We start from the raw sequence: 20,353 nt of genomic DNA, 5'->3' as shown, positions 1-20,353 counted from the left end.
GATGAAGGTGGGAGTCCTGCAGGACTTCCTGATGCCGCCGGCGTCGCAGCAGGTCATGCTCGACGCGCTGCGGCTGGCGTTCGACGAGTCCTACGCCGACGGCGAGATCGACCGCCCGGTCGAGCTGGTGCTGCGGGCCGTCGACGGCCTGCCCCGCGGGACGAGCTTCGACGTGCTCAACGCCTGGAAGGAACTCGAGGCCGAGGGCGTCCTGGTGATCTTCGGCCCGTGGGCGTCGGACAACGTGCTGGCGATCCGCAACTACGTCGAGGACGTCGGCCACATCCCCACCCTGTCGATGAGCGGCACCGACCGCTGGTACGGCGAATGGTGCTTCTGCATCAACAACGGCTCGTTACCGGAGGAGCCGTACCTGCTGTCGAACTACCTCGGGGTGCGCGGCGTCGAGTCCGTCGCCGTCGTCTACGACAAGTGCGTGCCGGGGGAGGAGTACACCCGGTTCTTCCGCGACGCCTGCGCCTTCGACGGGGTGAAGATCGCCATCGAGGAACCGATCAACATGCTCGACACCGACCTGAGCCCGGCACTGGCCCGGCTGCAGGCATCGGGCGCCGACGCGATCGCCTACCTCGGCTGGGGGCTCACCGCGACCCACCTCAACACCGCCCTGGACGGCACCGGCTGGGACCCGGTGAAGGTGATGAGCTCCGGGTTCATGGCGGCGCCGTTCCTGCCCGGCGGCCTGAAGAGCATCGCCGGCTGGGTCGGCGTCGACCAGTACGACGAGGACAACGTCGTCGGCCAGGACTTCCTCGACCGGTTCGAGGCACGCTTCGGCTACCGACCCGCGAACTTCTTCTCCGTGCTGTGCTACGACTTCGGCGTCGTCATCGCCCGTGGCCTGTCGAAGGCCACGCCGCTGTCGCCGGACGGCGTGAAGGAGGGCCTGGAGAAGGTGAAGATGGTCCCCGCGGCCACCGGCGGCCCCGGCGGGGTGTTCAGCTTCGGCCCGCACGCCCGGCGCGCCTGGCTGACGCCGCACTTCATCGTCCTGCGCGAACCGGACCCCGCCGCCGAGGTCGCCGACCTCACCAGCGGACCGGGCAGCATCCTGCGCCACCGCTACACCGCCCGGTCCCGCAGCGAGCGGCTCGGCACCGCGGCCCACCCAGCGACGGAGCGCACCCAGTGACGGAGCACTTTCAGTGACGGAGCACCTCCCGTGACGGAGCCCATCCAGTGACGGAGCACTTTCAGTGACGGAGCACCTCCCATGACGGAGCCCATCCAGTGACGGAGCACCTCCAGTGACCCGGCGGCGGCGCGGGGCGTCGCTCGGATGAGCGAGCACTTCCGGCGCGAGCTCGACGACGGCGTCCTGACGATCACCTTCACCCGCGACGACAAGCTCAACGCCGTCAGCGCCCCGATGCTGGCGGCGCTGCGCGGCGCCGTCGCCGACCTCGGCGACGACGACGCCGTCCGGGTGCTGGTGATCACCGCCGAGGGGCGGCACTTCACCGCCGGCATGGACATCACCACCATCGACACCGGCATGGGCTTCGAGCCCGACGGCAGCGTCAACGGCCGGTCGGTGCGGCGCACCTACCGGGCGCTGCACCTGCTCATGGACGAGATCGAGGCGATCGAGAAGCCGGTGATCCTCGCCGCGCAGGGGCCCTGCCGCGGCTTCGGGGTCGAACTCGCCGTGTCGTGCGACTTCCGTTTCGCCGCGCCGCGGACCACCTTCGCCCTGCCGGAGGTGCCCAACCTGGGGGTGCTGCCCGGCTCCGGCGGCATCAGCCGGCTGACCCGGCTCGTCGGCCCGCACTGGGCGCGCTGGATGGCGATGGCCGCCCGCCCGGTCGACGCCGAGCGGGCGCTGACGATCGGCCTCGTCCACGACGTGTTCGCCGAGGAGGAGTTCGCGGCGGGCGTGCGGGAGTTCGCCCGCTCGCTGGTCGCGCTGTCCCCGCAGGCGCTGGGCCTGGCCAAGCTCGCCATCGACGCGGCCGCCAGCGTCGACCGCACCACCGCCCGCGACTTCGACCGGGTTGCCAACACCCTGCTGCTGACCTCCGAGGAGCACCTGGCCAAGGTGCGCGCCTTCCAGCGGCGGGGCGCCGCCGCGCGCGAGTAACCGCCGGGCAAGTGGCCCGCCGCGCGCCTGTTCGAGGGGAACCACGAGATGGATCTCGGTTTACGTGGGAAGGTCGCGGTCGTCACCGGCGCGTCCAAGGGGATGGGCCGGTGGACGGCGCTGGAGTTCGCCCGTGAGGGCGCGGACGTGGTCGTCGTCGCCCGCGGCGCCGCGGCCCTCGCGAGCGTCGCCGCGCAGATCGAGGCGCTCGGCGTGCGCGCGCTGGCGGTGCCGGCCGACCTCGCGACCGCGGCCGGCACCGAGGAACTGTTCGACCGGGTGCGCGGCGTCTTCGGCGGCTGCGACGTGCTGGTCAACACCCTGGGCAGCGACGAGTACGACTACCTGCCACTGACGGAGACCTCCGACGAGCTGTTCCAGGCGCATCTGGAGATCGGCCTGATGGCCGGGGTGCGGACCTGCCGGGCGGCGATCGCGCTGATGCGGGCCCGCGGCGGCGGCGCGATCGTCAACCTGGCCGCCATGTCGATCCGCAAGCAGTACCCGACGATGGTCGCCTACACGGCGGCGAAGGCGGCGCTGGCGAGCGTGTCGAAGAACCTCGCCCGGGCGCTGGGGCCCGACGGCATCCGGGTGAACACCGTCTGCCCCGGGGCGATCCTGACCGAGGGCGCTCGCGAGAAGATCGAACAGTTCGGACCGGGCCGGTGGGTCGCGCCCGACGCCCTGGCCGCCTCGGCGAGCGCACCGAGCACGACGGTCACGCCAAGCACAGCCGGGGCGCCGAGCACGACGACGGCGCCGAGTACCGAGGAGGTTTTTCTCGCGATCTCCCGGGACATGGGCGGCGCCGGCCGCGGCCTGGTCCCCGACCTCGGCCGCCCCGGCCGCCCCGAGGAGATCGCCGCCGCGATCGTCTTCCTGTGCGGCGCACGCGCCGGCTACATCACCGGCGCCCTGCTCAACGTCGACGGCGGCTCCGACTTCTAGTACTACAGCGACAGTGGTTGTGGTGTGGTCTTGATCCTCATGGAGGGGGTCTGAGCTGCGTGTATGCGCCGTTGGTAGTGGGAGTAGCGGGCGTGGGCCTGGTGGCGGCGGCGCCAGTGTGACCATCGGCGGATGTGGCCTGTGGGGTGATCGATGCGGTGGGTGAGGGCGTAGACGTGCCGGATCTCGTTGGCGGTGAGAGGGATCATCGCGTTCGTGGGGAGTTCGGGTGGTGCGTCGATCGCGATGCCGCCGCGGTGGCGGCGGTAGCCAGAGGAGACGGAATTCTTTTTTTTAAGTGTTTGTGCTGGGTTTCGCCGCTGTTTGCGGCGGTGACGGCGAGCCAGGCCTGTGCGAGCATTGCGAGGGTGATATGCCGGTACCAGGCGTCGTGAAGCCGAACCTGGTAGTGGTCGAGGCCGACTTCGTTCTTTCCGCATTGGAAGGCTTCTTCGACTCCCCATCGGCGTCCCGCGACGGTGACGAGTAGGGAGAGCGGGGCCGGGCGAGGGCTGTAGGTGAGGAAGAAAGCGAGTTCGTGCTTGCCGGTGCGGGATCTGCGGAGGAGGACCTGGCGGCGGCGGCCGGTGTTGGGGGCGGTGTCGGTGGTGTCCATGACGGCCCAGTCGTAGAGGCGGGGGCCTTTCGATCCGTCGGCGGCGGAGTATGTTTCCCAGGCGCGGGTGGGGACCTTGGCCGCGAGGGTGTCGACGCGGTGGCGGCCGGTGGCGGTGGAGACCTGGTGGCTGCGGGCGACGGCGAGGACGTAGCCGACGTCGTGGGCTTCGAGCCAGTCGCGCAGGGTGGGGCTGTTGCCGTAGGCCTCGTCCGCGGCGAACCAGGTGAACCGTGCCCCGGCCTGCCAGGCGTCGGCGGCCATGGCCCGGGCGAGGGCGGGCTTCGTGGCGAAGGTGGTGTCCTTGCCGATGCCGGCGGTCTGGCAGCGGGCCGGGTCGTTCGTCCAGGACACGGGCAGGTAGAGGCGGCGGTCGATCAGCGCTCTGCCTTTCCCGGACACGTAGGCGGCGAACACCCCGAGCTGGCAGTTTTCGATGCGTCCCGCGGTACCGGAGTACTGCCGCTGTACCCCGGCGGACTCGGTGCCTTTCTTCACGAATCCGGTTTCGTCGACGACGAACACCCCGTCCGGTTCGGAGAGGTTCTCCAGGACGTAGGAACGGATCACGTTCCGCATCATGTCGGCGTTCCAGGCGTAGGAGTTCAACAGTCGTTGCATCTTGTGTGGGGCCGGATCGCCGGCATGCTCGGCGAGTGTCCAGCCGTTCTTCCTTTCGACACCCGACAGCAGACCCGTCGGGCGTGTCATGACGACTGTGTAAGCCGGAGGTGGACCAGGATCGATCTACCTTGATCGGGTAGGTCGGAAAGGGACACCGAATGACACAGAGCACGACGCTTCGGACAAAAGACGAAGCGGCGGCGAAGAGGATCGCCGAGGCTTTCGCGCCGGAGGCGATCGACACGTTGTTGAAGGACGCGAGAGCGACCGGAACACCGATCGACGGGGTCGATGGCCTGTTGAACCAGATGACGAAGGCTGTCCTCGAGCGGGCCTTGCAGGTCGAGATGACGGGCCATCTCGGCTATGAGGTGGGTGATCCGGCCGGTCAGGGCACGGGAAACTCCCGGAACGGGAAGTCCACGAAGACGGTGTCGACCCGGAACGGGCCGGTCGAGATCGAGGTACCGCGTGACCGGAACGGCTCCTTCGAGCCGACGATCGTGCCGAAACGCGCGCGGCGGATCGGGAATCTTGACGACACGATCCTGTCGTTGTACTCGCGGGGCATGACGACCCGCGACATCGAGGCGCACCTGCGTGAGGTGTACGGGGTCCAGGCGTCCCGGGAGCTGATTTCCAATGTCACCGAGGTCGTCGTCGACGAGATCAAGGCCTGGCAGTCCCGGCCCCTCGACGAGGTCTACCCGATCCTGTACGTCGATGGGATCCGGCTTCGGATCAAGGACAACGGGGTGGTCACGACCAAGGTCGCCTACCTGGCCGTGGGTGTCGATGTCGATGGCCGTAAGCACGCGCTGGGCTGTTGGATCAAGGACACCGAGGGCGCGAAGTTCTGGCAGAAGGTCCTGGCCGATCTCCGCAACCGCGGGGTGCGCGACGTGCTGATCGTGTGCTGCGACGGGCTGTCCGGCCTGCCCGACGCCGCGGTCGCGGTCTTCCCCGAGACCGTCGTGCAGACCTGCGTTGTGCACGTGATCCGCAACGCGATGAGGTTCGTGTCCTACGGCGACCGGAAAGCCGTCGTCAAGGCGATGAAGGACATCTACACGGCACCGACGCTGGAAGCCGCGGAACTCGGCCTGGCCGCGTTCGACAAGAAGTTCGGCGTCCAGTACCCCGGCGCGGTCGACGTGTGGCGTCACGCCTGGCCGGAGTTCATTCCGTTCCTCGACTACCCACCCGAACTCCGGAAGATCGTGTACACGACCAATGCGATCGAGTCGATGAACTTCCAGCTCCGGAAAATCACGAAGAACCGCGGGCATTTCCCCGACCGTGACGCGGCGATGAAGCTACTCTACCTCGGGCTCCGTAACATATCGAGCCAACGCGGCGGGGAGTCCGGTACCGGAACCCACGGGTGGAAAGTCGCCCTCAACACGCTCGTCAACCTATTTCCCGGACGCCTACCTTTCTGATAGTGTAAGCATGTAAGCTGAGCTATTCACCTCTGGCTTACACGGAAATCGTGACAGGCTCGACCCGTCAGATACATGCGGGCCTGGGCAGCCGACTCGTCGCTACGGAAACATTCCGAGACGCGGGAGAACAGCCTTTCCAGGCTCGCTTCCCATGCCTGCACATCCACGTCGTCGACGCCATCATCCGTCGCCAGCGCATCCTCGCCAGATCCCCGCATACACCCGACGATCACAGGACATTCGTGTCGCGCTACCCCTTCCGCACCAGAGACCACAAAGAGATCACTGTGGCTGTAGTACTAGTCCGAGGATGGAGACTCGGCCGCTGCACCAGCCTGGACTTCAGGCAGCTCGCCGCGTGGATCAACCCCATCGTGACGGGCTGGATCAACTACTACGGGCACTTCTACAAATCCCTGTTGACCAGCTTCCTGGCGGATCGGATCAATCCGCATCTCGTCAAGTGGGCATGCCGGAAATACAAGCACCTGCACCGCGCGCCAGCAAAGGCCCGGAGGCGACTCGCCCAGATCGCCAGCAACATCCCGGACCTGTTCGCACACTGGCGTCACGGAGCGCTCCCGAGCGGCGCGGCAACGGGAGCCGTGTGACGGGAGACTGTCACGCACGGTTCTGCGAGCGGCGGCGGGTGAAAATCCCGCCGCCGACTCACCACCGCCACGTTCATCACCACCACTGGACCATCCGACTCGGCGCCGACCGCCGACCCGAACTCATCCCACCCCCCTGGGTCGACCACACCCAGACCCCCCGCCGAAACCCCTACAGCCAACCCCTCGACATCCTCCTCAACTCGGCATGATCGTCACCTTGGTCGGGGAGCCCTCCTCAGGGCGGGTGTTGAGTCAATGGCGCGGGGGCGTGGTCGTCGCGGCGTCGCGGCGGGCGAGGTCGGCGTGGACCTCGTCGGCGCGGGCGACCGTCGACAGCAGGCGCAGCAGGTTGGCGACGATCCACGCGTGCGACTCGGCGTTCGCCCCGGCGGCGGCGTCCTCGACGAGCACGCTGCGGTAGCCGCGGTCGGTCGCGCCCAGCGCGCCGCCGAGCAGCGCCATGTTCGTCGACACGCCGGTCAGGACGACCGTGTCGACGCGCAGGTTGCGCAGGGTGGAGTCGAGGTCGGTGCCGTACCACATCGCCAGGCCCGAGCGGCGCATGCTGACGTAGTCGCCGGGCAGGGGCGCGACCTGGGGCATCGGCTCGGCCTGCGGGGTGCCGGCGAGCACCCGCCGTTCGCGGCGCACCTTCGCAGACACCGGGTTGGTGTCGCTGAACGCGCCGAAGTCCGACCGGTGCGCCACGTGGATGTGCACGACCGGCAGCCCAAGCGCGCGGAAGTCCGCGGCGAGCGCGGCGATGCGCGCGAGGATGCCGCGGGCGGCGGCCTGTTCGGCGAGCCCGGCGAAGATCGCCAGATCGGGGTCGAGGGTGCCGCGCAGGCACTCGCTGACGACCAGCGCGGCGCGCTCGCCGCGGTCGAGTCCGTGGACCATGGCGCAGATCCGTCCGCGTCGCTCAGTGACCGGCGCGCTGGGAGTCCCGGCTGCCCCGACCGGCGTCGGCGGGAACAGGGGCGGGGGCGGGGGCGCGTAGGCGGGCGCGCAGGTCGGCCTTGCGTACCTTGCCGGCCGCGGTGCGGGGCAGGTCGGTGACGATCTCGAGGCGTTCGGGGGTCTTGTGCTTGGCCACGCCGACGGCGACGAAGTGTTCGACGAGGTCGCGGAGGGAGAGCTCGCGGCCGGGTTCGAGGAGGACGAACGCGCACACCCGCTCGCCGTAGAGCGGGTCGGGCATCGCCGTCACCGCGGCCTCGACGATCGCCGGGTGGCGCAGCAGGATGCCTTCGACCTCGGTGGAGGAGATGTTCTCCCCGCCGCGGATGATGATGTCCTTCATGCGATCGACGATGGTGAGGTGGCCGCCCTCGTCGAGGGTGCCGATGTCGCCGGTGCGAAACCAGCCGCCGTCGAGGAACGCCTCGGCGTTGAGCGCGGGGTCGGTGTAGCCGACGAACAGCTCCGGGCCGAGGGTCACGACCTCGCCGGGGGTGCCGGGCGGCAGATCCCGGCCGTCGTCGTCGATGATCCGGATGCGGTTGGCGCCGAAGGCGACGCCGTCGGTGTAGGCGCGGACCTCGACCGGGTCCGCCACGGTGGACACCGTGACCGTCGGGTGTTCGGTGGAGCCGTAGGAGCGAAACGCCCGCCAGCCGGCCGCCTCGGCGGCGAGGACGAGTTCCGGCGGGACGCCCGCGCCGCCGAGGTGAATCTCGTCGAGCGACGGCATCGGCGTGCCGGTGTCGCGGACGTCGGTGAGCAGGCTGCTCAGGAAGAACGGCGTCGCTCCGAGCCAGCTCACCCCGCGCTCGCGGATCACCCGTGCGACGCGTGCGGTGTTCCAGGAGTCGACGAGGATGCTCGTGCGGCCCGACAGGAACGCCCGGCCGAGCAGCAGGACCCCGCCCATGTGCCCGGCGGGGAACGGCGAGAGGTGCACCGCGCCCGGGGTGCCGGCGTCGGCGAGGGCCAGCGCCCGCATCTCGGCCAGCAGGGTGTTGTGGGTGTGCTGCACGCCTTTGGGTGCGCTGGTGGTGCCCGAGGTGTAGATGACCATGCAGACGTCGTCGGCGTGGAGCGGCTGCGGCTGCGGCTCCGGCTCCGGCGCCGGCGGGTCGGTGTCGAGCGCCTCCAGCGACGCCAGGGTGACCCCGCCCGGCGCCGTCCGCTCGCCGATGGTGATCACCTGCTCCAGGTTGGGGCAGTCGCCGACCGCGGAGAACCGTTCGAGGTAGTCGATGGAGCGCCAGCGGTCGGGCATGACCAGGGCCCGCGCGCCCGACTGCCGCAGGATGTAGCCGACCTCGACCGGGCCGTAGATGTGCACGACGGGCACCATGACCAGCCCCAGCGAGATCGCCGCGTGGTAGACGATCGCGCCCTCCAGCCAGTTGGGGACCTGGCAGGCGATCACGTCGCCGCGCCGCAGCCCGAGCCGCGCGAACGCGCCGGCGAGGCGGGCGCCGCGGCGGTGGATGTCGATCAGCCGGGCCGACGCCGGATGCGTCTCCGAGTCGAAGATCATCAGCGACTGGGGATGCCGTTCGGCGCCGTCCCGTAACGCGTCGACCAAGGTCTGGGTGGTGTGCAGCCCGGCGGCGTACCACTGGGCGTTCGCCGGAGCGCGGCGCAGGGGACCGGTCATGGCAGCACTGTAGCCGCCATCACATATACAAGCTATATCCTTCAGATGATTAGATCCTCTTCACCGTCTGCGCTGTGATGCTGCCAGACGATCCCCGCGGAGGTCATGAGATGCAGCGTTCCGTCTTCACCCCCGACCACGAGGAGTACCGCCGGCTGGCCCGCACCTTCGTCGAGAAGGAGTGCCTGCCGCACAACGACCGGTGGGAGGCCGAGGGCATTGTCGACCGGGCCGCCTGGCTGCGGGCCGGCGAGGTGGGCCTGCTCGGCCCGGCCGTGCCCGAGCAGTACGGCGGCGCGGGCATCGACGACCCCCGCTACGGCGCCGTCGTCGCCGAGGAGTTCGCCTCCGCCGGCATCGGCGGCTTCGCCATCCAGTTGCACAACGACCTGATCGGCCCGTACCTGCTGGAGCTGACGACCGACGAGCAGAAGGCGCGCTGGCTGCCCGGCTACGTCCGCGGCGAGTTGATCACGGCGATCGCGATGACCGAACCCGTCGCCGGCAGCGACCTGCGGGGCATGCGCACGACGGCGGTGCGCGACGGCGACCACTACGTCATCAACGGGTCCAAGACGTTCATCAGCAACGGCATCCTCGCCGACCTGGTGGTGCTGTGCGCGAAGACGACCCGCGCGGACGGCGACCAGGGAACCGGCGACCAAGGGATCAGCCTTGTCGTCGTCGAGCGCGACACCCCCGGCTTCGAGCGTGGCCGCCGCCTGGACAAGGTCGGCGCCCGCTCGCAGGACACCGCCGAACTGTTCTTCACCGACGCCCGCGTCCCGGTCGCCAACCTGCTCGGCGAGGAGAACGAGGGCCTGCACTACCTCATGCGCAACCTGGCGAAGGAACGCCTGTCGATCGCGATCTCCTCGGTGCAGAACGTCTTCCGGGCGCTGGAGCTCACGACCTCCTACGTGCGCGAGCGCAAGGCGTTCGGCAAGCCGATCGGCAGCTTCCAGAACACCCGCTTCGTCCTCGCCGACCTGCAGGCCCGCGCCCTCATGGCCCGGTCCTTCGTCGATGCCTGCCTGGCCGCCCTGGTCGTCGGCGAGCTGACGGGGGTCGAGGCGGCGGCGGCGAAGCTCTGTGCCACCGAGCTGGAGGACGCCGCGGTGGACGCCGGGGTGCAGCTTCACGGCGGCTACGGCTGGATGAACGAGTATCCGATCGCCCGGATGTATCGCGACAGCCGGATCAGCCGCATCCTCGGCGGCTCCAACGAGATCATGAAGGAGATCATCGGCCGCTCGATGCAGCTCGGCTGAGCGGCCGACGGGCTGGGCGGCCGACGGGCGGGCAGACCGCCGACCAGGCGGCTGGGGCCCGGTCGGCTGGGCAAACCGGTCGGCGGGGGCACGGGCCGGCCGGAACAGCGTGGGCCGGGGTCAGGCGGCCGGAGTCGGGTGGCCGGCGCTCAGTTGTGACGCAGCTCGTTGAAGGGTCGGTCGAGGTCGTGGGCGGGTTCCCGGGGCAGCCCGAGGATCCGCTCGCTGATCCCGTTGCGCTGCATCTCGTTGGTGCCGCCGGCGATGGCCAGGATCCGGCCGTTGAGGTAGTTCAGCGCCGTCGTCGACGCCTCGGTGTCCTGCGGATGCCAGGCGACGCCGGCGGCGGCGGCGATCTCCAAGCCGATCGACGCCCGGACCGGGTTGAGCGTGCCGGCGGCGAGCTTCGAGTACGAGCCCAGGTTCGGGTTGGCCGCCCCCGATTCGGTCAGGGCGGCGACGTAGGCGTCGAGCTGCTCCTTGACGAGGTCGATGACATGGGCGCGGGCGATGAGCTGGCGGGTCACCGGGTCGGCCTGGCGGCCCACCCGGCGGGCCAGGGCGACGAGGTCGGGGGCGAGCTCGCGGGCGCCGGTGTGACGGGGCGTCTCGTCGGGGTCGCCGCCGAGCCGCTCGAAGACCATCATCGTGCGGGCCACCGTCCAGCCGTCCCCGACGGCGCCGATCCGGTTGGCGTCGGAGACGACCACGTCGTCGAAGAACTCCTCGCAGAACTCCGAGCTGCCGTTGATCTCCCGGATCGGCCGGATCGTCACGCCGTCGCTGGTCAGCGGCACGCCGAACCAGGTCAGCCCCCGGTGCTTCGGGACGGTCGGATCGGTCCGGGCCAGGCACAGGCCGTAGTCGGCGTAGTAGGCGCCGCTGGTCCACACCTTCGACCCGTTGAGCACCCAGTCGCCCGCGTCGGCGCGGGTGGCCCGGGTCGACACTCCGGCGAGGTCGGAACCCGCGCCCGGCTCGGAGAACAACTGCACCCAGATCTCCTCGCCGGACAGCATCCGCGGGATGTGGGTGCGGCGGAACTCGTCCGTGCCGTGGGCGAGGATCGTCGGCCCACAGACCCGGGTGGTCGTCAGGCCGGCGATGCCCAGGTCCGGCAGGACGTAGCCGCGGCTCTCCTGCTGGAAGATCTCCTCGTGGGCGGCGGTGAGGCCCTGCCCGCCGAACTCCGCGGGCCAGGTGATGCCTGCGTACCCGCCCTCGTAGACGCGGCGCTGCAGGTCCCGTTGCTGGGCGACCCGCTCGGGGGAGAGGTTGGCGGCGTCGCCGCCGCGCAGGCGAGCCGGTGCGTCGTCGTCCCTGGGATCCAGGTTCGCCGCGAGCCAGGCCCGCACCTCGCCCCGGTAGGCCTCGAGATCGGGCGCCGCCCCCTTGCCCGCCGCCCTCCCGTTCGCCGCCCTCCCGTTCGCCGTCTGGCCGTTCGCCGGCCGCGCGTCCGTCGTCGGCCTGCCCTCCGAGAGCACGCCCGCCGTCTGCTCGCCCGCCGTCTGCCCGCTCATCGCCTTGCCTCCGGTCGTCGCGGTGTGCTCATCGATCGTCGCCCGTTCTCACAGGCCGTGCAGCCGGCAGATGCGCTCGCGGTGCCAGGCGGGGTCGCCGAACACCACCCGGTCGGTCGCCAGCCGCCGCAGGTAGAGGTGCAGGTCGTGCTCCCACGTGTAGCCGATGCCGCCGTGCAGTTGCAGGCAGCCCTGGGAGACGTCGATCGCCGCGTCGCCGACGAACGCCTTGGCCGCGCTGGCCAGCTCCGCGGCGTCCGGTGCCTGCTCCTGCACGGCCGTGAGTGCTCCCGTCGTGAGGGCATGGCTGCACTCCACCGCGAGACTGAGGTCGGCGAGCTGGTGTTTCACCGCCTGGAACGAGCCGATCACCCGGCCGAACGCCGCGCGGTTGCGGGCGTGCTCCAGCGTCATTGCGAACAGCTCGCCGATCGACCCCACCATCTCGGCGACCGTCAGCACCGTGGCGACCTGCAGCAGCCGCTCGCCGAGGTCGTCGCCGCCGATCTGCCCGACCACCGCGGAGGCGGGCACGGCGACGTCGCGCAGGACCAGCTCGGCGTACCGGTGGGTCAGGTCGAGTCCGGCCAGCGGCTCGACGCTCAGCCCGGGGGCGTCGCCGGGCAGCAGGAACAGCGCCGGGCGGCCGTCGACCGCGGCGCTGACGAGGAACCAGTCGGCCAGGTGGGCGTCCTGGACGAGACCCTTGGTCCCGGACAGCACGAAACCGGTGTCGCCGCGACGGACCTCGACGCCGGCCGACGCCTCCCAGCCGCCCACCGGGTCGCCGAGCGCCCAGGCCGCGAGGGCCTTGCCCCCGGCGAGGTCGTCGAGCAGGGCGCGCTGCTCGCCGGTGCCGCCGAGCGTGATCGCCAGCGCCGCCACGTTCGACCCGACGACCGGTCCGGGCTGCAGGTAGCGGCCCCGCTGCTCGGCGATGAGGCCGGCGTCGAGGACCGGCTGGCCGGACGGGCTGCCGCCGCCGTGCTCCTCGGGCACGAACAGCGCCAGCCAGCCCAGCTCGCCGATCTCGGTGAAGTAGCCGCCGTCGAGCTCCTCCTCCCGCTGCGCCACCCGGCGCACCGTCGAAACGGGGCAGGTCGACCTGATGAAGCGCTCGGCCGTCTCGGCGAACAGTCTCTGATCCGCTGTCACACCCGGAAGCACGGGCGGTCTCCTCTCGATCCTGGGGCGCCGGTGGCACGCCCTCGACCAGCAAACGCCGTTCGCCCGGCACGTGCTGGGCGGCCAGTGACGCAGCCGACCGCTCGTGCCGCTGCCACGATAGCGACTATTAAGGTAGCTTACTCAAATCATCTATCTGATCCAACTTAAGGAGTGGACGTGAAGGTCGACGTTGGTCTGTGGGCCGATCTTGACGACATCGCCAGCCGATCACGCGAACTCGAGTCCCTGGGCTACGACGCGCTGTACGTCCCGGAGACCGCGCACGACCCGTTCCTGCCCGTGGTCCTGGCGGCGCAGGCGACCGAACGCGTCATGATCCGCACCGGCGTGGCCGTGGCCTTCCCGCGTAGCCCCATGCACCTGGCGATGGTCGCCAACGACCTGCACACCATCAGCAGGGGCCGGTTCGTCCTCGGGCTTGGATCGCAGGTCAAGCCGCACATCGAGAAGCGCTTCAGCGCCGTGTGGTCCGAGCCGGCCAAGCGTATGCGGGAGATCGTCCTGGCCATCCAGGCGATCTGGCGGTGCTGGAACGACGGCGAGCGCCTGGACTTCCAGGGCGAGTTCTACCAGCACACGCTGATGACGCCGTTCTTCAACCCCGGGCCCAACCCGTACGGGACGCCGCGCATCCAGCTCGCCGCCCTCGGGCCGCGCATGACCGAGGTCGCCGGCGAGGTCTCCGACGGGATCCTGCTGCACGGCCTGTCCTCCGAGCGGTTCGTGCGCGAGGTGACCCTGCCGGCGCTGGAGCGGGGCCTGGCGCGGGCCGGGCGCAAGCGCTCGGACGTCGAGCTGACCTTCCCCACCCTCATCGCCACCGGGGACACCGAGGAGGAGCTGGCCGAGTCGGAGAAGAAGCTGCGCCAGCACTTCGCCTTCTACGCCTCCACCCCCGCCTACAGCGCGGTCCTGGAGCTGCACGGCTGGGGCGGGCTGCAGCGCGACCTGTACGAGCTGACCCGGGACGGCCGCTGGCAGGATCTCGGGTCGCTCGTCACCGAGGAGGTGCTGGAGGTCTTCACGGCGCGGGGCACCCCGGAGGACATCCCGAAGCAGATCCGGGCCCGCGTCGGCGACATCGCCGACCGGGTGAGCTTCTACTCGCCCGCCCCCATCACCCCCGAGGTGATCTCCCGCATCCTCGCCGGCCTGAAGGGCTAGCGACGGTCCTGCGCGGCGGCGGGTCGCGGTGCGCCGGCCGGGCTACGGAGCGGGGCCGGTGCGGATTCGGACGCTCGTACCGCTCACGACAGGGCACGGCGACCGGCCTCGGGCGGGGCGGCCGCGGGGGCCGGGCCGCGGTGGCGGCTTGGCCCAGCCCGGCCGTCGCCCGAGCCTGATCGGGCTGTGGGGGCTGGACGTTCATGTTAGTTGTGGCTAACTTCGTCTGGGTTAGCGGACGCTAACGTGCGGGCGGTTCCGGTGCGGTGCCGCCGACTGGTGCGGGAGGCGGGTGCGCGTGGACAAGGTGGTCGCGAGTGCGGCCCTGGCGGTGGCCGACATCCCGGACGGGGCGTCGCTGGCGGTCGGGGGGTTCGGGCTGTGCGGCATCCCGAGTGTTCTGATCGACGCGCTGCTGGCGGCCGGGGTCAGCGGGTTGGAGACCGTGAGCAACAACTGCGGGGTCGACGACTGGGGGCTCGGCCTGCTGCTGCGGGCGGGGCGGATCCGGCGGACGACGGGGTCGTACGTGGGGGAGAACAAGGAGTTCGAGCGGCAGTTCCTGGCCGGCGAGCTGGAGGTCGAGCTGGTGCCGCAGGGCACGCTCGCCGAACGGCTGCGGGCGGGCGGGGCGGGCATCCCGGCGTTCTACACGCCGGCCGGGGTGGGTACGCAGGTCGCCGAGGGCGGCGTCCCGCTGCGCCACGACGCCTCCGGTCGCGTCGCGCTCGCGTCCCCGCGCAAGGAGACCCGGGTGTTCGACGGCGCCGAGTACGTCCTGGAGCGGGGGATCGTCTGCGACTTCGGGCTGGTGCACGCCTGGCGCGGCGACCGGCACGGCAACCTCGTCTACCGGGCGAGCGCGGCCAACTTCAACCCGCTGTGCGCGGCGGCCGGCCGGGTGACGATCGCTGAGGTCGAGGAGCTGGTGGAACCCGGCGAGCTCGACCCGGATCAGGTTCACACACCGGGGATCCTGGTCCAGCGGGTGGTGCACGCGCCGGACCCGGAGAAGCGGATCGAACGCAGGACGGTGACGGCATGACGCTGACGCGGGAGGCGCTGGCCGCGCGGGTGGCGCGGGAGCTGGTCGATGGCCAGTACGTCAATCTCGGGATCGGGTTGCCGACGCTGGTGCCGGGTTACCTGCCGGCGGATGTGACGGTGGTGTTGCACAGCGAGAACGGCATCCTCGGCGTCGGCCCGTATCCGGCCCCGGACCGGGTCGACGCGGACCTGGTCAACGCCGGCAAGGAGACGGTGACCGTGCTGGCGGGGGCGTCGTACTTCGACTCCGCGACGTCGTTCGGGATGATCCGTGGTGGGCATGTCGACGTCGCGGTGCTCGGTGCGATGCAGGTGTCCGCGCAGGGGGATCTCGCGAACTGGATGATTCCCGGGAAGATGGTCAAGGGGATGGGCGGCGCGATGGACCTCGTGCACGGCGCGCGGCGGGTCATCGTGATGATGGAGCACGTCGCCCGCGACGGCGGTCACAAGCTCGTGCGGGAGTGCTCCCTGCCGCTGACCGGCCGGCGCTGCGTACACCGGGTCATCACCGATCTCGCGGTCCTCGACGTCGACCCCGGCCACGGCCTGGTGCTGCGCGAACTCGCACCCGGCGTCACCGTCGACGAGGTCCGCGCCGCCACCGGCCCCGACCTCACCGTCCAGCTCGACTGACCCGTCCAGCTCGACTGACCCGTCCGGTGTCGACGCCCCGCCGGCACCGACCGTGGCGCCGGAGCGCGGCACCGGAGCGCGGCACCGGAGCGCGGCACCGGAGCGCGGCACCGACGGAGGCGGCGCTCGTGACCGTGGCGGCGGGCCGCGTCACGAGCCGATCGGCGCGCTCGGGTCGGCCAGGTCCTCGGCCGGCTCGGGCGCGCTCTCGACCGTGCGCACCGGGATCACGCCCGCCCAGTGGGGCAGGGCCAGGTCCTCGGCGTCGTCCACCGGCCCACCCTTCCGCGCCTTCAGCGTCACCTGCGTGGCGGGGTCGTCGAGCGCGACGGCGAGTACGGCGGTCGCGGACAGCTCACGGCGGTTCGGCGGCCGGCAGGCGCCCGAGCGGCCCGGTGCGGTCCGGTCGACGAACGCGACGAGCACGGCGCGCTTGTCGTCCTCGTCGAGCACGGGCGAGGCGAGGCCGCGGACCAGCACCGACCGGTAGTTCACCGAGTGGTGGAAGGCGGAGCGGGCCAGCACCAGTCCGTCGAGCAGCGAGACCGTGACGCAGATCGGCAGGCGGGCGGCGCGGCCGGCGGCCAGCACCCGGGCGCCGGTCGAGCCGTGGATGTAGAGGGTGTCGCCGCGCCGCACGTGCAGGGTCGGCAGGACGTGCGGCCAGCCGTCGACGACCACGCCGACATGGCAGACCCGTGCCTCGTCGAGAACGGCGTGGATCCGGTCGGTCTCGTGATGAATCCGATCCCGTGCCCGGGTGGGGGCGAGACGCGCGGATCCGGCCGTCGGAATCTCCATGCGTGCAGCCTGGCATCGCCGCGATGCCCTGCCCACCGGATTTCCGTCCAGCGGTGTACACGGGGCGATGCCGACGCGTACCTGCTCCACGTACCCGCTCCAACGGGGTGGAACGGCAACCCGGACAGCTTCCCGACAAGTCGCACGACCCGAGCACGGAGAGCCGACATACTGACCACGTGCCGCAACTTCGATCAAGGGAGGGTGCGTGGCATCAGGTAGGCGTCTCGGGCTCGGTGCCGCTGCTGTTGTGGGGGTGTTGGCGGTGGTCTTCGGTCTGGTCGTGGGGGCGAGTGCGCTCGGTTCGTTCGCGTCGACGTCGGGCGGGCAGATCGCGGTGGTCCGCAACGGGGGCCCGTTCGACAATCACCGGATCCGCCAGATCGTCAATCCCGCCTCGTCGAGGACATACGTCGGCCTGTATTCCTCGATGCACAACTACCCGGCGCAGCAGCGTTACTACACGATCACGTCCGTTGCCGGTGAGAGCGACCGTGGCACGGTCGATGTCGTGACGACACCGTCGAAGGACGGTGTGAGTATGGGGATCGAGGGCACGTTCTACTTCACCCTCAACCTCGACCACGACGTCCTACGCCAGTTCGACGACAAGTTCGGCACCAGGAAGTTCCCGCTGGCGAGCAAAGGTGGGAAGCTCTATTACGCCTGGTCGGGTGACGACGGCTGGTCCGCGTTCCTGGGTGCCATCATCCGGCCGGTTATCGACAACGACCTTCGTGAGCAGATCAACAACTTCACCTGCGCCGACCTCGTCTCTTCCTGCGCGTTGGTCCAGATGGGTGCGGACCAGCAGGCCGGGGCCCAGAGGACGCTCAACGCGGCGTCGAGCAACGGCAACATCCAGGCCGTCCAGAACGCGATCAACAAGTCGCTCGCCACCGACCTCAACGAAAATCTCGGTGGCCCGTTCCTGGAGAACCTGCGATTCACCCTCGCTCGGGTCACGCTGCCGGAGAACGTCCAGGGGGCCGTGAACAGCGCCCAGGCGGCGTTTGCGCGGATTACCGAGGCGCAGGCACGAGTCGCCGAGGCGAAGGCAGAAGCGGAGGCGAACCGTCAGCGCCAGTCGGGCTATGCGCAGTGCCCGGCCTGCGCCAAGATCGACGAGCTCAAGGCGATTCCGTCGAACGTGACGACCTACGCGCCCGGCGCGGAAGTCGCGGTCACCGGCAAATAGCCCCGTCGGGAGCCGGGCGGGTGCGGGAGCCGGGCGGTGGTCCTCACCCTTTCCACCCGCCCCCATCTCGACAGCAGGAATCACTCGCCGCCATCACCACGTCCCGGGGCGCGGTGCTCGACGGTCGCCGCGGCGGTCGCCATCGCGTCCAGCGTGGTGGCCCTGACCACGGGATCAAGGGCGCCCGCGCCGTGCGGTGTCGAGTTGATCAGGCCGAAGCTCGCGTGGGGCTTTGAACATCTCGTAGAGAACGGTCCAGTTCTCGGTGTCGCGGCCTGCGAGGACGGCCTGGTCGTAGTGCGCCTTGACGGCTTTGGGCAGCCGCGTGTCGATGCCGGCCTTCTCACTCGTCCACACGATGTGGTTCGCTGTGGCGCCCATCATCCGCGCCGTACTGAGGTCGCCGGGGTGTTCGCCGGCCTCCAGACGCCGGGCCAGGTCCCGTCCGTCTCCGATCATCGTCGGGATGCCGGCGAGGAGTTCCATCGCGCCGGGTAGGAAGTCGGCGGCCGGGACACCGGCGGCGGCGACGAGCGCGGTGGCGTGGAGCAGGCTTGCCAGGGCGGTGAGGAAGACGTCGAGGTGCGCCTGGTAGAAGAGCTGGGCCAAGCCTGGGTCCTCCCCGAGGTACCTGGGCTCGCCGATCAGTCTGAGCGTGGGCTCGTGGGCGTCGAACACCGCGCGGGGCCCGCTGTAGAACACGTGTGCCCCTGGACCGCCCACGGCGGGAGCGGGCACCATCACGCCACCTGTCACGAAGCTCGCTCCGTGTCCGGCCGCCCATCGCGCCGCCTCCCGGGAGGCATCGGGCGTGTCCGAACTGAGATTGACCAGGACCTTGCCGGCAAGAACGCGCGAGGCTCGCGAAATCGCGGCGCCCGGGCCCAGGATGTCGTACATCGCCTGGTAGTCGGTGAGGCTGAGGATGGTCAGCTCACTGGCGGCAACCGCGGCTGTCGGTGTGGGCGCCAGCGTGGCGCCCCCGGCGATGAGGTCGTCGGCGCGCCCCGCGGTGCGGTTCCACACCGTCACCGGATGGCCGGACCGCAGCAGGGACGCGGCCATCGCTCGACCCATCGGGCCGAGGCCGACGACCGTCACGGAAGATGGACCGCCCTCGCCGCTCATCGGGTACTCCTGAACTCTTCGAAGATGCGGGCGGTGCCCTGCCTGCCGTACCCGGCGGCGACCTGCCGGTGCACGATGTCGCGGACGGGCCGCAGCACCTCGACGTTGACGCCCTGGTCGAGGCTGGCCGTCACCAGCGAGTCCAGCGCGGCTTCGGTGAACTCAAGGCTCTGCTGGCCCGCCCCGGCGTAGTCTTTGGCGTCTAGTGTGGTGGCGAGGTCGGCCAGCTGGCCGGTCATGGCGGCGAGGAAAGGCATCTGCCGTCGGGCGAACTCGGCTGCCGACACGCCTTCGACACCGACCATCGCCGCGCCGTGCAGAAAGCCGGCGAACATCGTGTACATCCCGACGAGCATCGCCATGTCGCGGAGCGAGGCGATACCGGGGTCGGTCCCGAAGTAGTCGCTCGGCCCCCACAGATCGAGCAGATCCCGGTTCTCCTCGAAGGCGGCCTCGGGGCCGCTGTAGAAGATCGCCGCATCCGGATGGCCGATCATTTCAGGTACGGCCATGATCGCGCCGTCGAGGTAGGTGATGCCGTGCTCCGCCGCCCAGGTCGCGAGCCCGCGAGCCTGGTTCGGTGTCGTCGTCGTCAGATTGACCACGGTCCGTCCGGCCAGACGTGCGGCGACCGGATCGACCACAGCGTGCACCGATTGATGGTCGAGCAGGCACACGACGACCACCCCGTCGCCGGTGATCGCCTCCTCGACGGTCTCGGCGACGGTGGCGCCACGCTCGCCCAGGGCCCGTGCTCTGCCTGGAGTGCGGTTCCACACCACGGATGGTCGGCCGGCGTCGAGAGCCGCGGCGGCGAGCGCGCTGCCCATCGCGCCCAAGCCCAGGAAGGTCGTACGGGTCGTCATGGATTGTCCCTTGTTCCGGTCGGTGGTCTGAATGGCGTGCCGTCCCGACCCTCCACCCGGACCTTTCCCGCCGGCAAGTACCTACGATTTTGTTCAATACCTACCAGGAAGTAAGTGGCCAGCTGAGGCTAGGTGGAGGTCTGATGGCGACGAGCGCGAGGCGCGGTCCCTACGTCTGCGGCATAGACGCCGGTATGGACGTGGTGTCCGGGAAGTGGAAGTCGCTGATCCTCTGGGAGCTGAACAACCACGGAACCCGTCGGTTCGGAGAGCTGCGGCGCGGCCTTCCCGGCGTCAGCGAGAAGATGCTCATCCAGCACCTGCGCGAGATGGAGGCGGACGGCCTGGTCCATCGCGAGGTGTACCGCGAGGTCCCACCCCGGGTCGAGTACTCCCTCACCGAGCACGGCACGTCACTCAACGAGGCTCTCCGCCCGCTGGGTGAGTGGGGGAAGCGACGTTGCGAGCGCCTCGCCGCCGAGGGCGCGCCCACATCCGCGTAACCGGCCGCGCCTCGGGCCAGCCACGCTCGCGCATCAGGTCCAGCGTCGAGCGTGAACCCACGAGCGGCAGAA

The 20,353-nt window shown here is 70.3% G+C and carries 18 protein-coding genes and 1 pseudogene; 11 read left to right on the top strand and 8 right to left on the bottom strand.

All coding sequences use genetic code 11. From position 1 onward, the window contains the following. Position 1 precedes the first annotated feature (1 nt). From AC5R91_RS05475 to AC5R91_RS05465, 3 genes are all read left to right on the top strand, one after another. Positions 2 to 1,153 carry an ABC transporter substrate-binding protein gene (locus tag AC5R91_RS05475; RefSeq protein WP_495396020.1) on the top strand — a complete coding sequence of 384 codons (1,152 nt, stop codon included), beginning with the start codon at positions 2 to 4 and terminating at the stop codon, positions 1,151 to 1,153. Between the two features lie 147 nt (positions 1,154 to 1,300). Further along, entirely contained in the window at positions 1,301 to 2,101 is an 801-nt protein-coding gene (locus AC5R91_RS05470; RefSeq protein WP_495396019.1) for an enoyl-CoA hydratase/isomerase family protein, read from the top strand. A gap of 48 nt (positions 2,102 to 2,149) precedes the next feature. Continuing rightward, on the top strand, positions 2,150 to 3,052 hold the full coding sequence (locus AC5R91_RS05465; RefSeq protein ID WP_495396018.1) for an SDR family NAD(P)-dependent oxidoreductase: 903 nt from the start codon (positions 2,150 to 2,152) through the stop codon (positions 3,050 to 3,052). A gap of 2 nt (positions 3,053 to 3,054) precedes the next feature. Here the strand turns inward: AC5R91_RS05465 and AC5R91_RS05460 are convergent. Next, positions 3,055 to 4,364, bottom strand: a pseudogene (locus AC5R91_RS05460) (IS701 family transposase); the annotation flags it as partial. An 86-nt stretch (positions 4,365 to 4,450) separates the two neighbouring features. Here AC5R91_RS05460 and AC5R91_RS05455 point away from each other — a divergent pair. Then, entirely contained in the window at positions 4,451 to 5,734 is a 1,284-nt protein-coding gene (locus AC5R91_RS05455; protein WP_495394993.1) for an IS256 family transposase, read from the top strand. A gap of 290 nt (positions 5,735 to 6,024) precedes the next feature. Continuing rightward, entirely contained in the window at positions 6,025 to 6,348 is a 324-nt protein-coding gene (locus tag AC5R91_RS05450; RefSeq protein WP_495396017.1) for a group II intron maturase-specific domain-containing protein, read from the top strand. A 255-nt stretch (positions 6,349 to 6,603) separates the two neighbouring features. Here the strand turns inward: AC5R91_RS05450 and AC5R91_RS05445 are convergent, their stop codons facing one another. Continuing rightward, on the bottom strand, positions 6,604 to 7,251 hold the full coding sequence (locus AC5R91_RS05445; RefSeq protein WP_495396016.1) for a cysteine hydrolase family protein: 648 nt from the start codon (positions 7,249 to 7,251) through the stop codon (positions 6,604 to 6,606). A 22-nt stretch (positions 7,252 to 7,273) separates the two neighbouring features. Continuing rightward, positions 7,274 to 8,959 (bottom strand): AMP-binding protein, encoded by a 1,686-nt coding sequence (locus AC5R91_RS05440; protein WP_495396015.1) that lies wholly within the window; start codon positions 8,957 to 8,959, stop codon positions 7,274 to 7,276. Between the two features lie 110 nt (positions 8,960 to 9,069). Here AC5R91_RS05440 and AC5R91_RS05435 point away from each other — a divergent pair, with 110 nt between their 5' ends. Next, a complete protein-coding gene (locus tag AC5R91_RS05435) occupies positions 9,070 to 10,230 on the top strand; it encodes an acyl-CoA dehydrogenase family protein (protein WP_495396014.1) in 1,161 nt (386 codons plus the stop codon). A 149-nt stretch (positions 10,231 to 10,379) separates the two neighbouring features. Here AC5R91_RS05435 and AC5R91_RS05430 read toward each other — a convergent pair whose 3' ends face one another. Together AC5R91_RS05430 and AC5R91_RS05425 are read right to left on the bottom strand one after the other, a co-directional pair. Beyond that, complete coding sequence (locus AC5R91_RS05430; protein WP_495396013.1) at positions 10,380 to 11,750, bottom strand: acyl-CoA dehydrogenase family protein; 1,371 nt, start codon at positions 11,748 to 11,750, stop codon at positions 10,380 to 10,382. A 48-nt stretch (positions 11,751 to 11,798) separates the two neighbouring features. Further along, complete coding sequence (locus AC5R91_RS05425) at positions 11,799 to 12,917, bottom strand: acyl-CoA dehydrogenase family protein (protein WP_495396012.1); 1,119 nt, start codon at positions 12,915 to 12,917, stop codon at positions 11,799 to 11,801. Between the two features lie 177 nt (positions 12,918 to 13,094). Here AC5R91_RS05425 and AC5R91_RS05420 point away from each other — a divergent pair, with 177 nt between their 5' ends. The 3 genes from AC5R91_RS05420 (at position 13,095) to AC5R91_RS05410 (ending at position 15,785) form a co-directional block, all read left to right on the top strand. Beyond that, positions 13,095 to 14,102, top strand: coding sequence for an LLM class F420-dependent oxidoreductase (locus tag AC5R91_RS05420; RefSeq protein WP_495396011.1), 1,008 nt, complete (start codon positions 13,095 to 13,097; stop codon positions 14,100 to 14,102). Positions 14,103 to 14,400: 298 nt separating this feature from the next. Then, a complete protein-coding gene (locus AC5R91_RS05415; RefSeq protein ID WP_495397900.1) occupies positions 14,401 to 15,147 on the top strand; it encodes a CoA transferase subunit A in 747 nt (248 codons plus the stop codon). Beyond that, on the top strand, positions 15,144 to 15,785 hold the full coding sequence (locus tag AC5R91_RS05410; RefSeq protein WP_495396010.1) for a CoA transferase subunit B: 642 nt from the start codon (positions 15,144 to 15,146) through the stop codon (positions 15,783 to 15,785). Before AC5R91_RS05415 ends, AC5R91_RS05410 begins: the two co-directional genes overlap by 4 nt. A 150-nt stretch (positions 15,786 to 15,935) precedes the next feature. On the opposite strand, the gene AC5R91_RS05405 is transcribed toward AC5R91_RS05410, so the two are convergent. After that, a complete protein-coding gene (locus AC5R91_RS05405) occupies positions 15,936 to 16,586 on the bottom strand; it encodes a pyridoxamine 5'-phosphate oxidase family protein (protein ID WP_495396009.1) in 651 nt (216 codons plus the stop codon). 265 nt (positions 16,587 to 16,851) lie between these two features. Here AC5R91_RS05405 and AC5R91_RS05400 point away from each other — a divergent pair, with 265 nt between their 5' ends. Continuing rightward, positions 16,852 to 17,784: an SPFH domain-containing protein gene (locus AC5R91_RS05400; RefSeq protein WP_495396008.1), complete on the top strand. Its 933-nt coding sequence runs from the start codon at positions 16,852 to 16,854 to the stop codon at positions 17,782 to 17,784. A gap of 174 nt (positions 17,785 to 17,958) precedes the next feature. On the opposite strand, the gene AC5R91_RS05395 is transcribed toward AC5R91_RS05400, so the two are convergent. Both AC5R91_RS05395 and AC5R91_RS05390 read right to left on the bottom strand, forming a co-directional pair. Beyond that, complete coding sequence (locus tag AC5R91_RS05395; RefSeq protein ID WP_495396007.1) at positions 17,959 to 18,912, bottom strand: NAD(P)-dependent oxidoreductase; 954 nt, start codon at positions 18,910 to 18,912, stop codon at positions 17,959 to 17,961. Next, complete coding sequence (locus AC5R91_RS05390; protein ID WP_495396006.1) at positions 18,909 to 19,778, bottom strand: NAD(P)-dependent oxidoreductase; 870 nt, start codon at positions 19,776 to 19,778, stop codon at positions 18,909 to 18,911. The genes AC5R91_RS05395 and AC5R91_RS05390 overlap by 4 nt, the downstream gene beginning before the upstream one ends. 143 nt (positions 19,779 to 19,921) lie before the next feature. Here AC5R91_RS05390 and AC5R91_RS05385 point away from each other — a divergent pair, with 143 nt between their 5' ends. Further along, a complete protein-coding gene (locus AC5R91_RS05385) occupies positions 19,922 to 20,281 on the top strand; it encodes a winged helix-turn-helix transcriptional regulator (protein ID WP_495396005.1) in 360 nt (119 codons plus the stop codon). The last annotated feature ends 72 nt before the right edge of the window (positions 20,282 to 20,353 follow it).

It is taken from the genome of Frankia sp. BMG5.60 (assembly GCF_059428125.1).
Note: the sequence above shows the minus strand (reverse complement) of the source record. Positions and strands in the feature narration are given on the sequence as shown.